Origin of the sequence: Pseudoalteromonas sp. SWXJZ94C (assembly GCF_015864385.1) — a bacterium.
Lineage (GTDB): Bacteria > Pseudomonadota > Gammaproteobacteria > Enterobacterales > Alteromonadaceae > Pseudoalteromonas.
In genome coordinates this window covers 72,653-86,740 of record NZ_JADYXF010000007.1, presented here as the reverse complement: position 1 = coordinate 86,740, position 14,088 = coordinate 72,653, and the positions used below count along the sequence as shown (strand labels likewise).

Below are 14,088 nucleotides of genomic sequence, written 5' to 3'. Positions count from 1 at the left end.
CCTTGCTAGTTTGGCGAATAAGCTAGTAACAGCGGGTTAGCCGAGTTACTTATCAGTGCTTTAATTTCTTTTTGTGCTTTTTTAAATTGGCTGCGTAAATGCGGTTTTAAATGCTTTTTAGAGTCTTTATCGTTTTTAAAGTAACTAATAAGTGCATGCATAAACACGGTGTGTGTTTCACTTAGTTTAGCTTCACGGTTAGCGTATGGGTTGTAACAAGAACCACAACCGCCCTTAAACTGATACACCGTGTTGCTCATCATCACACCAAACCCTAAAAAACAGGCAAGCGCATCGGCAGCTTGTGGTAAATACTCTTTACCACCTGGCGGTAACACACCAACGTGATGAATAAGTATGGTGGCAAGCGTGCCTGCATAACTTGCCACTAAATCCTGTGGCTGATTAATCTGATTAGGATTAAAAGAAATATTAATAGTATGGCTAGGCGGCACAATTAAGTGGCTTCCTTCTCCACGTATTTCATTGCTAAATTCAAAGTGCGGAAAAACCTGAGGCTGTAATTGCTGAGGTGCAACTAGCTGAATAGGCCACGCGCTCATACCTGCATAATTAGTAACGCGGGTAAAAACGTTCGTCGCCATTTCTTCAATACTCGATACCGAATCAGGAAAAAACGCTGCTGTCGGCAATACTATTTTTGTTTGCTTAGTAAAGTACTCAGCATCAAAATTCTCTACCGCCCAAATAAACGTATCAATAAGCCATTGCTGTTCTTGATCTTCCAATAATGGTGCCGATTTAAATAAAGCTAACATAAGGTGCTCTTATAAGTTTTAGTGCTAGTTTAGTTTTTTTGTGTAAGCGCCCATTCCCACGCTTGAGTGTTATACAGCGGTACAGTAGATAACGCATGATGATGACTACCACTAGATTCTTTAGTTGAATACGATAAGTACAATAATGTACGGTTTTCGGCATCGTAAATGCGGCGCACTTTTAATGATTTAAATAAAATACTTTTAGACGATTTAAATACCACCTCGCCCGACTTACTTCGGTCAATTTCTTGTAACTGTTCTGCTGTAATTGGCCCAGTTTGTCGACACGCAATAGACATATCAGATGGATCTGAAAAATCTAAATCAGCCTCAATGTGGCTAATGTGGCAAGTAACGCCTTTGATGATTGGATCTTGCTGCGAATTAACAACTACATCTTTGGTAGTAAACAATCCTAAACTTACCGATGCTACATCATCAGAGCAAGCACTTAACGTAATAACGGCACTTGCAAGCACAGCCAAACGTTTAAATTTTTGTGGTAATTTCATACTCATCCTTAATAGCTTATTAAAAAGTGAAATGTTGAGCCCATTATTTAAGTTAATACAATTTAGTACCTGTTAATAAGTTTGGGTTCACATGTATGTACTTATATTAACATCAAAAATAAATACGGCTAAATTACTTTAGAGTAAAGGTTTTCAGCCGTTCAGGGGTTAGCGAGCATCAGTGTATTTGGTATAATAAGGCTCGCACCGCAAGTAATAACTTATAATAGGAAAGCCGAAATGCCGCATATTATTATTGAACACTCAGAAGATCTTCCTGTATTACCACAGGTACTCGTAGAGAAAATTCATACCACCGCGTTCCAAAGCAACTTATTTGATTTAGAAACCATAAAAACACGCGCTATTGTTTATCAGCAGTATCAACTTGGTGCAGGAAAATCAGGATTTATACATATTGCGGTACATATTTTAGAGGGAAGATCGATTGAAGAAAAACAAATGCTGAGTGAAAGCTTACTCGATTGTTTAAAAACTTATTGCCGAGATTCAGACAGCTTAAGCGTTAATATTTACGACATTAAGCATGAGATATATCGTAAAAACTAATTAACTCTTTTAGTCCTTAAGCAAAAAACTGACTCTAATTACTAAAAAATCCCAGAGGGGTTTTTTAGTAATATTTGATAAAATAGAAGCTTTCAAAGAGGTGCGATTAAAGATATAAATGGTTTTATGTTTGCCCATTATTAAATTTTTCTCGCTTTAATTTTATAAAGCAATATTCGTAAGTATTTTTAGTGACAAGTTCATTACCAGCTAGAATTTAATTTCAAATAAGCTCTTCAAAATTGTCATATGCAAACCTACCTTCCCCTAGAGTTACACTCTTTTCATCAATACCAATTAGTTTTAGTTTTAAAGATAAAGATAAAGATAAAGATAAAATGATATGTCGCAGAAAAAATGTAATCAAAATCTGATATTGAACTAATTTAGTTAAATTTAAAAAGCATGCTATCTATTTTAAATTAATAGTAATTGTTAAATCTAGATAAAGTATTTGGTTGATATTTACTTGGGAAGTTTGTAAAAGTGGTGGCCCCTCCCAGACTCGAACTGGGGACCTAACGATTATGAGTCGTGTGCTCTAACCAACTGAGCTAAGGGGCCAACTTTTATATAACTGTAAAACAGTTAATTTTTGAAGCGTTCAATCACAGAGCGACTAAAGCGGACTGCAGTATAAAAACTTTTTAGGTGCTTGTCACTACCAAAAACCTTTATTTTAACAATCAATAAGCTAACTGCTTAAATAGTAATCTTTTTAGCGGGTATATGTATTAAATATAGATATTTTTTACTTTAATGATTATTCAAAAAGCCTTACTTAAATAAAAGTTAGTGTTCTGGTGGTTACTTTTTAAGTAAAGCAAACATATATGTGTAAGCGTACAGGGCTGTAAAAAAAATACTTGGGGCTACAGTAAGTGCCAAATTAGGTGTTTGGTTTATAACATTAACCGTAATAACCAAGATTGACTGCACAAAAATTGGAATGATTGGGGCAAATAACGTTCCTGCCACCCTCTTATTGTTTAAATACGAAGCAGATAAATTAATCGCGTTATTAAAACTTTGTCGTATGGCTATATTTTGAGGTGTTTTAGAATGGAACATACAAATAATAGGGCTTACAAAAGCTAAAGATACATAACTCGTTTTATACTTATTTACGACTTTCTCTAAAATAAAAGTAAAAAACAGGGTCACAAAACCACTGTATGAGCCTTGTACCAGAGCAGCTTGTAGCGTAACTGACTGAGCAATATCATCTGCGCTATTTGCCCAATAAGCCCAACCAAAATAAAAAACAAATGACACGATGCCAGATAATATAAGACGACTATTCAATTAAACCTCTTAGAGCATTTTTATACACGATGACTAAATAAAAGATAGGCGTTTATTGTAGTCAAAAATAAACGTTTAAGTCGAAATTTTATTATTTTAAGTAAAACGCTACATTACATTCATAAAAAATAAGATCCATATCATAGTTATTACTAAATCTTGATACTTACATACTGAATAAGAGTATATTTTATACAAAGTATAATTAATTCTACTATAAGAGTTTTTAAGTATGATGTGGTATCAAGATACTAATCCGTTAAATGGGCTATGGTTATCAGCTTTGGTTGCCGTACTCCCTATCCTTGTCTTTTTATTATGCCTAGTGGCTTTCAAAATGAAGGGCATAACAGCAGGTATTATTGCACTTATTTTACAGGTAATTATCGCTATGTGGCCTTTTGGTATGCCTGTGGCAAGTATTGCTGGTGCGGGGTTTTTAGGCGTGCTTACTGCAATTTGGCCTATTGCTTACATAATAGTGCTGGCAGTGCTACTTTATCGTTTGACCGTAGCAAGTGGCCGTTTTGATACTGTGCGAAACAGTATTGCAGGTATTTCTGCTGATCAGCGTATACAAGTACTTCTTGTTAGCTTTGGTTTTGGTGCGTTTCTTGAGGGTGCTGCGGGGTTTGGCGTTCCAATCGCAATCTGTGCTGCGTTATTGGTGCAACTCGGGTTTAAGCCCGTTAAAGCAGCAATGCTTTCTTTAGTGGCAAATGTTGCTGCCGGCGCATACGGCGCAATAGGTATTCCTGTTATCGTTGCTGCAAAAGTTGGGGGCGTTAACCTAGCTGATTTATCATTCGATTTGGTATTAGTACTTCAACTCGTTTCTTTTGCAACCCCTTTCATTTTGGTGATGATTCTTGATGGATGGCGTGGATTTCGTGAAACCCTGCCAATAACCTTAGCCGTGAGCGTTACATATAATGTATCACAAGCTTCTCTATTAATATTTCTTGGACCTGAACTTGCCGATATTCTTCCTGGTCTCCTTGCTATGGTAATGATTGTTATTGTAGGTCGCTTTTGGAAACCTTCACACATTTACCGCGAGAATAACAGCCCAGCGCCAACTCCTGTAAAAGAGAGTTTTAAAAAAATACTCGTAGCATGGAGCCCATTTTATATTCTAACCGCAGCAATTTTTGTATGGAGCATTCCTGCTTTCAAAGCGCTTTTTTTGGAGGGAGGTGTATTGTCCTCCCTCGTTTTAAAATTTTCACTACCAGGAATTACCGGTGTTATTGTCTCAAGTGGTGCTACCCAAGCAAGTACTGCAACATGGGCTTTTACACCAATTAACGCCACTGGCACTGCTATTCTTGTTGCTATCATCATCATTTTTGTTACGACTAAGCAATTACACCTAACTGATGTACTAAAAACATTCAGTAAGACTGTCTGCGATCTTTGGCAATCAATTGTGCTTATTGCTTTGATTCTTGCGTTAGCGAATATTGCTAACCTTTCGGGAGGAACAGCCTCTATTGGTAACGCTCTGGCCGCTGTTGGGATCGCGTTTCCGCTTTTATCTCCGATTATTGGCTGGTTTGGCGTGTTTATTACCGGCTCTGTTGTTAACAACAATACTTTATTTGCCCAGCTTCAATCGATTACCGCAACTAAAATAGGTGTCGATCCAACATTATTAGTCGCTGCAAATACTGCGGGAGGAGCTGTCGCTAAAGTCATTTCGCCACAATCTATTGCAATTGCAGCAGGTGCAGTGGGGCTTACGGGTCGTGAAGGCGATATTCTTAGGGCATCAATTAAATACAGCTTGGGTATGCTTGCATTTTTGTGTGTGTGGGTAATGCTTTTATCGCTTGTTACTCACTCATTATAAATATTGTATTTAAGTAGTAATACTAAAGGTTAAAAATATAGTGTTCTATGTGAGTCAATTAATTAAAGTACAGCTAGGTAAAGCTCACTTTAATTAATTGACTACACAACAAGCCGCGTGGGATTACTTTTTCGCAATAATATAAATTGCATGTATTAACCCGGGGAAATAACCAAGCAGCGTTAATACAATATTTAGCCAAAAGTGTAAACCTAAGCCAACTTGTAAAAACACACCCAGTGGCGGTAGTAAAACAGACAAGATGATACGAATGATATCCATCATTAAACTCCAGTAAAGTTAAGTGTTAAAAAGCAAAAACCCAGCGGTGCTGGGTTTTCATAATGCAAAATTATTCAGCAACGATAGCTAGTTTATCTACTACGTCACGAACATCTTCAGCATTTTTAGCAATTTTAACTGCTAGCTGCTTTTCGGCTTCTGACTTAACAGAACCATTTAGGGTAACTACACCGTTGTCGGTATCTACATCAATATCTGTACCGCCAACTTCCGAGTCAAATAAGAAGCGAGTTGTGATTACTGTTGTGATTTTAGCGTCGGTTAGGTCGTTATCATCATTGTCGTTCATCATGCTTTTATCAGTGTTTTTCGCATCCATGTTGTTAACAACCGTTAGGCTATTATCAACGTCGGTTACGCCGTCTAGGCTAAGTACAAGTTCTTCAGCAAGCTCTTTATCTAGTTCGCTATTTACTTTACCTGTAAGTACTACCTTTCCATTTTTTACATCAGTGTTAATGTCAAAGTTGTTTAGATTAGTGTTCATAAGAAGCACTGTTTCTGCCTTACCATCAATCCAAGCATCTTTACTTTCGTTTTCCCAGCTGTTTGCTTGGGCACTCATAGCCGTAGTACCAAGAACTAAAGCCGCGATAATAGATTTGTTAAATGTTTTCATAATCTTTCTCCTTTTGATTAAAGACACTTTAACTAATGCGAACTTCACGCCAACCTTATTTAAATATATATATCAACAACTTAAAAAATAATAACCATAAACACTATGATCGTTGTGAGTAATTATTTACAGGCTTATCGGTAAAAATTTCTCAAGTAGTGAAAATAGCTAGATAATTGCTGTTTTGGTTAATCTATCGTTAATATAACAAATACATTTTTAATACATAAAACTTAAGTAATTGATTAATTAAAGCTTTATATTTGGTACGTGCCTTGCTTATACATAAACAATAGTTAATATAATAAGGAATGCCCCATGTCAGTAAAACTAGAAGATCGTCCAATAGAACAGGTACGTGAACAAGTGATTGATCAATTAATTTATAATTACAGCCATGGAGTTATTTCTGTTGATGCATTTGAACGACGTTTAGATAATGCGATGGATGCAACCAACAACAAAGCCCTACTAATGCTGGTTGAAGATTTAACGCTTAATACTGATCAACAATATAAAGCTGAAAAACAATCTCAGTTTTCGCCAAACTACAGCGCGCAGCAAACAAGTGATGATGACTTTACGCTGCGCAGCATTTTAGGCTCTAACGAGCGCAGCGGTCAGTGGGTCGTGCCAAAAAATATATATTTGAGTAACTTTATGGGATCGGTTGTACTTGATTTTACTGATGCCATTTTTGCTCATCAAAACGTAACTATTCATGTTAACTGTATTTTTGGCAGTGATGAAATTTACGTACCTGAGCACGTAAATGTAGTCTCTAAAATGTTTTGCATTTTAAGTAGCCTTGAAAATAAGTCGGTCTCACTAAACAAGCGCCAAGGTCCAACAATTCATATTGAAGGAAAAGCGGTAATGGGATCGGTTGAAGTAAAAATAAAACGTACTATAAAAGAAAAGTTTATAAGCTTTGCTAATGAGCTAAAAGCACAACTAGGTGGTGGTTCTACGCATCAATAGTTAGCGTTAAAAATTATATCTACAATATAAATCACGTATTTACTTTATTAGGCACCGCATGCTGCGGTCTTAATATCCACGACTAATATGCGTCATAAGTCGTTATTCCTCTCACTTGGAATATCACTTAAGTATTCAACAAATTCAATTTCGAAGCCCGCTGGGTCAATAAAATAAACGTTTTTTCTAAATGGGTTTTCACTTCCTTTTTTAGCTACTTTAAAATCGGCTTTTTGTAAACGCTGTACTGTAGCATCTAAATTATTTGTCACGTAGGCAAAGTGCGCAAAGCCAACTTGATGCCCTGATAAATCTCTATTTTCACCCTCCCCGTGATCGCTTATTGCAATGTATTGCGTCGCATCTCCAAAGTGTACCCAACGCCTTGGTTTACCATACCAAGTACCAGTTCCCTCGCTTCTTATAAACCAATACGGAAATGCTGCTTGGTAAAATTTAAGCATACTATTTATATCATTCGCGACTAAGTTTACGTGCTCTAAATACATAATGTTGTCCTATCAATTAAGTTAGGAACACGGTAAAACCTCAAGCTAACTTTAGGTAAAGCATTATTTAAAATTAATTCGATTTGATTAATACACAAAGGAACATAATGACTTATTAATTGCTCATTATTATTTTTTAAAAATATATAAATTTTCAATATAGTATAAAAAACAAACATAAGTATTTAGGGTTTATTGTTTACTTTATGTCAAAAGTCGCTAAAATACGCCGGCTGAAATATATAAACGTTCTTTTACAACCCAAAGGTAATACCATGCATCCAATGTTAAACATTGCGGTTCGCGCTGCGCGCAACGCAGGCAAAATTTTACTTCGCGCAAGTGAAGATTTATCAAAAGTTGAAGTGCAACAAAAAGGCGCTAACGATTTAGTAACTAACATTGATAAAGAAGCCGAAGCCGTAATTCGCGACACAATTTTACAGTCTTACCCTACTCACTCAATTGTTGGTGAAGAACTAGGTGAGCATAAAGGCAAGGATGATGATTACCAATGGATTGTAGATCCTATCGATGGAACAACTAACTTCATCAAAGGTATCCCTCATTACGCGGTCTCTATCGCACTTAAAGTTAAAGGTCGTTTAGACCAAGCCGTTATTTATGATCCAATTCGTGGTGAGCTTTTCACTGCATCTCGCGGTCAAGGCACTCAACTTAATAGCAAACGTCTACGTGTAAGCAAAACTACGGTTCTTGCGGGCACTGTACTTGCAACTGGTTTCCCTTTCAAAAATAAACACCACATGGATGCATACACAGAAGCATTCAAAGCATTGTTTGCACACACAGCTGATATTCGCCGTGCAGGTTGTTCTGCATTAGATATGGCATATGTTGCTGCTGGTCGTGTTGATGGCTTTTTTGAAATTGGTTTAAAACCTTGGAATTCTGCAGCGGGCGAACTTATGGTTAAAGAAGCTGGCGGTATGGTTGTAGATTTTGCTGGTGGTAATAACTATAACCACAGCGGTAATATTATCTGTGGTTCACCAAAACTTACTCAAGCAATTATTCGTGAAATTCGTCCAGTACTAACTGAGTCGTTACTTCGCTAATAAATAGCATGACGAAAAAGGAGCTTAGGCTCCTTTTTTTGTGCTTAAAAATAAGGGTTATCTAGCTTAAGTTCTACTGTTTTACCTTTTGCGTAAGGTAATGTATTTAAATCCTTTGCAAAGTATTCATCAAACAACGTATCAAACTCACCATTTTTTTGCATTATTTTAAGCCCTTTTTCAATTGCCACTGCAAGCTCTGGCTTACTATTTGATACAAAATAATAGAATCCTGTTGGGTAACTTATATATAAGTTAGGTATTATCACTAGGTTGCTTTGTTTATTAGCTAGAAGCTCTGAATTAACCTCGATAAATGAACGTGGAAAGTAATCAATACGCCCTGCACTTGTTAAGGCAAACATAGCTTGATAATTTGCAAGCGGCCTTATATGTAAGCCATTAAACGCCATTATTTTTGTATCTGGCCAATCATGACCTTGCACCGCAGAAAGCTTACCTAACTGCTCTAAACTAGTAATACCTTTAAATCTAGTAACGCTGTTTTTACTTGTTAATAACGCCCTTTTACCTATGTAGCCTTTAAATAATGGGATTTTAATCGCAATAGCTAGAGACTCTCTCTCGGGGCTGCTCATACTCCAGTATAAATCTAAATTTTTTGTATCTAGCGCTATTAAAGTGCGTTGTTGATGGGGATGAATTAAAACGGGGTTAATCTCTGCAGGGTATTGTGCGCTCACCAATGCTTTTTCTAATAGCTCGTTAAGGTAATCGTCACGAGCATATTGCACACGCTGCTCCTGCGCTATATTTACTATATTTACCTCACTCGCTAAAGCGCTGCATACAAACAAACTTACTACGTTAATCAAATACTTTAATGGCAACATAATTATCACCTTAGTTATTATCGGTAGTTTTAACAGTTATTATTGATAGTTTAAATTATCGCGTTATTTAAGCTAAATAGCTTCCAGCGCCTAAATATAAGATAACGATGAAGATATTATGTAACTGTACTTATTAATAACCGCGCTATTAATACTTATTTTAAATACATAGTACATAGTACAGAGTTACACTCATGGTGTGCTCTACAAAGTTAGCACTGTTTATTCATACTTGCACAGTAAAGCTAAAAAATCGTGAACATAAATATATTACAGACAATAAAAAACCGCTCAATGAGCGGTTTTTTAAAGTAGTTACAAAACCATTACGGCATAGCGTCTTGGTCTGCGCCTTCTTTTTCAATTACTTCTGGTATTAAATCTTCTTTACTTACACCCATCGCAATAGCAACAGAGCTCGCAACATAAATAGAAGAATAAGTACCAATAAATACACCAAACAGCAATGCAGTTGCAAAGCCATGAATAGTTTGTCCGCCCCAAGCAAACAAGGCAATCAATACTAAAATAGTGGTGATTGATGTTACAAGAGTACGATTAAGTGTTTGAGTAAGTGAAATATCTATAATCTCTACTGTATCGTCGATACGTACCTTACGGAAGTTTTCACGTATACGGTCTGATACAACTATTGTATCGTTAAGTGAGTAACCAATTACCGCAAGAATTGCCGCTAATATAGTTAAGTCAAACTCCAAACCTAGTATCGAAAATAAACCGACAGTAATAATAACATCGTGTAATAGTGCACCTACCGCACCAACAGCAAAACGCCATTCAAAGCGAAATGCAACGTAGATTAAAATACAAATAAGCGCAGTTAACATGGCTAGGCCACCCTGCTCTTTTAAGTCTTCACCTACACTTGGACCTACAAACTCAATACGGCGCATTACTACGCTGTCATCAGCTTTTTTTAGGGCATCAATTACTTGGTTACCAATTACTTCGGCTTTTACATCGTTACCACGTGGTGCTAAGCGAACTAAAATCTCTTGGCTTGAACCAAATAGTTGCACCGATGCATCTGCAAAGCCGTTATCAGCTAGTGCATCACGTACTTTTTTAAGGTCTGCTGGTTGTGAAAAACCAACTTCTACAGCAGTACCGCCTGTAAAATCTAAACCAAAGTTTAAACCCTTAACAAAAATTGATGCAAACGACGCTAAAATTAATAACGTCGAAAAGCCCATAGCCACTTTGCGAAGAGACATGAAACGAAGGGTTCTACTACCCAAACTTAAAATTTGCATGTCTGCTCCTTAAATCGAAAGTTTATCAACACGTTTACCACCAACAAATAAGTTGATTACCGCACGGGTACCAACAATGGCCGTAAACATTGAAGTTAAAATACCAATCGCAAGTGTAACCGCAAAGCCTGCTATTGGACCTGTGCCCACTGCAAACAGTATAACGGCAGCGATCAGAGTAGTGATGTTGGCATCAAATATGGTGCTAAATGCGCTATCGTAACCAAAATGAATCGCCTGTTGAGGGCTACGACCATCGGCTAGCTCTTCACGTATACGTTCAAAAATAAGTACGTTAGCATCTACAGCCATACCAACCGTCAATACAATACCTGCGATACCAGGCAGAGTAAGTGTAGCGCCTGGAATTAAAGACATAACACCTACAATCAGCACTAAGTTAGCCGCAAGCGCAAGGTTTGCAACCATACCAAAGCCTTTGTAGTACACAAGCATAAACACAAGTACAAACGCAAAACCAAGTGCAACCGCAGTCATACCCGCTTCAATATTTTCTTGGCCTAAGCTTGGACCTACTGTGCGCTCTTCAACAATTTGAATTGGCGCTACAAGTGCTCCAGCACGTAGTAATAAACTTAAGTTATGCGCTTCAGCAGGATTATCAATACCAGTAATACGGAACGAGCGATCAAGACGAGCTTGAATAGTTGCTACGTTAATGACTTCTTCAACCTTAATCGGTGGAAGTGCTTTACCGTCTGAATCTTTTTTACCTGATGGCTTGTACTCAATAAATACCGTTGCCATGCGCTTACCAATAGCACGTTTGGTAAAGGCATTCATTTTTGCCCCACCTTTGCTATCTAACGTAATACTTACTTGTGGGCGTTGGTATTCATCAGCGCCAGATTGCGCGCCAGTTATATGGCTGCCTTCTAAAATAATACGTTTTTTAAGAACCACAGGATAACCGTCGCGGCTCATAATCATTTCAGTGCCTGCAGGAATTCGACCTTGGGCAGCAGCACTTGCATCGGCATTTTCGTCTACTTCACGAAATTCAAGTGTTGCCGTAGCGCCTAATATTTCTTTAGCGCGAGCAGTGTCTTGAATACCTGGAAGTTGAACAATAATACGCTCAGAACCTTGACGCTGTACGTTTGGTTCAGCAACACCAATTTGGTTGATACGATTACGAATAATCGTTTCATTTTGCTTGATAGCGTAGTCACGAATTCCTTTGAGTTTTTGCTCACTCATCGTCGCAAAAAATGCTTTATCGTTACTGCTGTCATCAATGTAAACGTTTAGTGGGTAGCGAGTTTCTAAAACACTTTCAGCTGCGTTTTTATCTTCCTCGGTACGCATTTCTACACGCATACGCTCAGAACCGGCTACACGTCGAACACTACGGTAACGTAGTTTTTCTTCGCGTAAATCACTACGAAAATCTTGTTCCATTTGCTCAAGTTGGTTATCAACCGCCGTAGCCATGTCGATTTCCATAGTGAAATGTACACCACCACTTAAATCAAGACCGAGCTTCATTGGTTCTCCACCAACCGCTTTTAACCACGCTGGTTGAGCTGGAGCCATATTTATAGCAGAAATGTAGTCGTCGCTAAGTGAGTCGCGCAGCACATCATGCGCTTTTAGCTGCTCTTCAACATTTTTTAAACGAACTAAAATTTGTCCATCTTCAAGTACTGTTGATTTAGCGGTTACGTTATGTTGTTTGAGGATTGAATTTACTTTGTCTACAACACTGAGATCGACATCAGCGCCTTTAGCACCTGAAACTTGTATAGCCGGATCGCGACCATACAAGTTTGGAGAGGCATATAAAAGGCCAATGGCTACCACAGCTAAAACAAGTAAATATTTCCAAAGTGGAAACTTGTTTAACACGGAAACGTCCTTATTATTTTTATAGCGACTTCATTGTGCCTTTTGGCAATACCGCAGATACAGATGACTTTTGTACTGTTACTTCTGCTTGCTCATTTAGTGAGATAACGATGAAGTCTTTATCTTCAGATATCTTTATAATTTTACCCACTAAACCACCTTGAGTAAGTACTTCATCACCTTTAGCCATCGCATTCATTAAGCTTTTATGCTCTTTAACACGATTAGCTTGTGGGCGATAAATCAAAAAGTAAAAAACTAAACCAAAAATAGCTAACATTATTAGCATTTGCATAGTTCCGCCGCCAGCGCCAACAGCTCCAGCACTTGCGTGTGCGTTTGAAATAAATAAACTCATGATACTTCCTCTTTAATTTTTAAGTTTTAATTTGTGATATTAGCAAGCTCTGGCACATCTTGGCCTCGGCGAGCATAAAAATCTTTTACGAATTCTTCTAATTTACCTTCGCTAATCGCGTTACGTAAACCTTCCATAACACGTTGATAGTAACGTAAGTTATGAATTGTATTTAGTCGTGCACCTAAAATTTCGTTACACTTATCAAGGTGATGTAAATACGCGCGTGAATAGTTTCCACACGTATGGCAATCACACTCAGGGTCAAGTGGACCAGTATCTGTTTTATGCACAGCGTTACGAATTTTAACAACACCGGTAGTAATAAATAAGTGACCGTTACGAGCGTTACGCGTTGGCATAACACAGTCAAACATATCTATACCACGGCGAACCGATTCAACTAAATCCTCTGGCTTACCAACACCCATTAAATAACGAGGTTTGTCTTCTGGCATTTTAAACGCGCAATGATCAAGAATATTCATCATTTCGTTTTTAGGCTCGCCTACCGATAAGCCACCTAATGCATAGCCATCAAAACCAATGTCTTCAAGACCGGCTTGCGATTGTGCACGTAACTCTGGGTACATACCACCTTGAATTATACCAAACAAAGCAGATGGGTTATCGCCATGACCTTCTTTAGAGCGCTTAGCCCAACGAAGAGATAGCTCCATAGAGTCTTTCGCTTCTTTTTCGGTAGCAGGGTATGGTGTACATTCGTCAAAAATCATAACGATGTCTGAGCCTAAATCACGTTGTACTTCCATTGATTTTTCTGGCGACATCATAATTTTTTCACCGTTTACCGGTGAGCTAAATAACACACCTTCTTCGGTAATTTTACGCATTGCACCAAGGCTGAAAACCTGAAAGCCACCTGAATCAGTTAGAATTGGGAAATCCCAATTCATAAAGTCATGTAAATCACCGTGTTGCTTGATGATTTCAGTACCTGGGCGAAGCATTAAATGAAAAGTATTACCTAAACATATTTGTGCACCGGTTGCTTTTACTTCATCCGGTGTCATACCTTTAACAGTACCGTAAGTACCTACAGGCATAAATGCGGGTGTTTCTATAACACCACGGTCAAAAATCAAGCGGCCGCGGCGCGCTTTTCCGTCAGTACGGTCTAATTCAAATTTCATATCATCCTCAATGTCAGAAAAACAGTCCAACAAGCTATAATTTAACCGCTCGATTCTACCCTTTTTG

At 37.8% G+C, this 14,088-nt stretch carries 15 protein-coding genes and 1 tRNA gene; 4 read left to right on the top strand and 12 right to left on the bottom strand.

The window, feature by feature from the left end; all coding sequences use genetic code 11:
- Nucleotides 1-5 precede the first annotated feature (5 nt).
- The gene (locus tag I6F65_RS04575; protein ID WP_166108795.1) at nucleotides 6-779 is read right to left on the bottom strand and encodes a hypothetical protein; all 774 of its coding nucleotides are present in this window, start codon (nucleotides 777-779) and stop codon (nucleotides 6-8) included.
- Nucleotides 780-808: 29 nt separating this feature from the next.
- Nucleotides 809-1,294 (bottom strand): CreA family protein, encoded by a 486-nt coding sequence (locus I6F65_RS04570; protein ID WP_166108794.1) that lies wholly within the window; start codon nucleotides 1,292-1,294, stop codon nucleotides 809-811.
- 240 nt (nucleotides 1,295-1,534) lie between these two features.
- Between I6F65_RS04570 and I6F65_RS04565 the strand changes: the two genes are divergently transcribed.
- The gene (locus I6F65_RS04565; RefSeq protein ID WP_024610490.1) at nucleotides 1,535-1,864 is read left to right on the top strand and encodes a 5-carboxymethyl-2-hydroxymuconate Delta-isomerase; all 330 of its coding nucleotides are present in this window, start codon (nucleotides 1,535-1,537) and stop codon (nucleotides 1,862-1,864) included.
- A 487-nt stretch (nucleotides 1,865-2,351) separates the two neighbouring features.
- Here I6F65_RS04565 and I6F65_RS04560 read toward each other — a convergent pair.
- Together I6F65_RS04560 and I6F65_RS04555 are read right to left on the bottom strand one after the other, a co-directional pair.
- Nucleotides 2,352-2,428, bottom strand: a tRNA-Ile gene (locus I6F65_RS04560).
- Nucleotides 2,429-2,671: 243 nt separating this feature from the next.
- Nucleotides 2,672-3,169 (bottom strand): hypothetical protein, encoded by a 498-nt coding sequence (locus I6F65_RS04555; protein WP_024610489.1) that lies wholly within the window; start codon nucleotides 3,167-3,169, stop codon nucleotides 2,672-2,674.
- 232 nt (nucleotides 3,170-3,401) lie between these two features.
- Between I6F65_RS04555 and I6F65_RS04550 the strand changes: the two genes are divergently transcribed.
- Entirely contained in the window at nucleotides 3,402-5,021 is a 1,620-nt protein-coding gene (locus I6F65_RS04550) for an L-lactate permease (protein WP_331461415.1), read from the top strand.
- Nucleotides 5,022-5,144: 123 nt separating this feature from the next.
- On the opposite strand, the gene I6F65_RS04545 is transcribed toward I6F65_RS04550, so the two are convergent.
- Nucleotides 5,145-5,303 carry a YqaE/Pmp3 family membrane protein gene (locus I6F65_RS04545; protein WP_033024301.1) on the bottom strand — a complete coding sequence of 53 codons (159 nt, stop codon included), beginning with the start codon at nucleotides 5,301-5,303 and terminating at the stop codon, nucleotides 5,145-5,147.
- Between the two features lie 70 nt (nucleotides 5,304-5,373).
- Nucleotides 5,374-5,943, bottom strand: coding sequence for a BON domain-containing protein (locus I6F65_RS04540; RefSeq protein ID WP_197111713.1), 570 nt, complete (start codon nucleotides 5,941-5,943; stop codon nucleotides 5,374-5,376).
- A 318-nt stretch (nucleotides 5,944-6,261) separates the two neighbouring features.
- Here I6F65_RS04540 and I6F65_RS04535 point away from each other — a divergent pair, with 318 nt between their 5' ends.
- On the top strand, nucleotides 6,262-6,924 hold the full coding sequence (locus I6F65_RS04535) for a LiaF domain-containing protein (RefSeq protein ID WP_024610486.1): 663 nt from the start codon (nucleotides 6,262-6,264) through the stop codon (nucleotides 6,922-6,924).
- A 92-nt stretch (nucleotides 6,925-7,016) separates the two neighbouring features.
- Here the strand turns inward: I6F65_RS04535 and I6F65_RS04530 are convergent, their stop codons facing one another.
- Nucleotides 7,017-7,433 carry a VOC family protein gene (locus I6F65_RS04530; protein ID WP_166108791.1) on the bottom strand — a complete coding sequence of 139 codons (417 nt, stop codon included), beginning with the start codon at nucleotides 7,431-7,433 and terminating at the stop codon, nucleotides 7,017-7,019.
- Nucleotides 7,434-7,708: 275 nt separating this feature from the next.
- Here I6F65_RS04530 and suhB point away from each other — a divergent pair, with 275 nt between their 5' ends.
- Nucleotides 7,709-8,512 carry an inositol-1-monophosphatase gene (gene suhB / locus I6F65_RS04525; protein ID WP_024610484.1) on the top strand — a complete coding sequence of 268 codons (804 nt, stop codon included), beginning with the start codon at nucleotides 7,709-7,711 and terminating at the stop codon, nucleotides 8,510-8,512.
- Nucleotides 8,513-8,556: 44 nt separating this feature from the next.
- Here the strand turns inward: suhB and I6F65_RS04520 are convergent, their stop codons facing one another.
- The 5 genes from I6F65_RS04520 to tgt all read right to left on the bottom strand — a co-directional run bounded on the left by I6F65_RS04520 (nucleotide 8,557) and on the right by tgt (nucleotide 14,021).
- Nucleotides 8,557-9,366, bottom strand: coding sequence for an ABC transporter substrate-binding protein (locus I6F65_RS04520; protein WP_166108790.1), 810 nt, complete (start codon nucleotides 9,364-9,366; stop codon nucleotides 8,557-8,559).
- Between the two features lie 326 nt (nucleotides 9,367-9,692).
- Nucleotides 9,693-10,640: a protein translocase subunit SecF gene (gene secF / locus I6F65_RS04515; RefSeq protein ID WP_166108789.1), complete on the bottom strand. Its 948-nt coding sequence runs from the start codon at nucleotides 10,638-10,640 to the stop codon at nucleotides 9,693-9,695.
- Between the two features lie 9 nt (nucleotides 10,641-10,649).
- Nucleotides 10,650-12,509 carry a protein translocase subunit SecD gene (gene secD / locus I6F65_RS04510; RefSeq protein WP_024610481.1) on the bottom strand — a complete coding sequence of 620 codons (1,860 nt, stop codon included), beginning with the start codon at nucleotides 12,507-12,509 and terminating at the stop codon, nucleotides 10,650-10,652.
- A 19-nt stretch (nucleotides 12,510-12,528) separates the two neighbouring features.
- Nucleotides 12,529-12,867, bottom strand: a complete 339-nt coding sequence (gene yajC, locus I6F65_RS04505; protein WP_024610480.1) for a preprotein translocase subunit YajC — start codon at nucleotides 12,865-12,867, stop codon at nucleotides 12,529-12,531.
- Nucleotides 12,868-12,893: 26 nt separating this feature from the next.
- On the bottom strand, nucleotides 12,894-14,021 hold the full coding sequence (tgt, locus tag I6F65_RS04500) for a tRNA guanosine(34) transglycosylase Tgt (RefSeq protein ID WP_166108788.1): 1,128 nt from the start codon (nucleotides 14,019-14,021) through the stop codon (nucleotides 12,894-12,896).
- Between the last annotated feature and the right edge of the window lie 67 nt (nucleotides 14,022-14,088).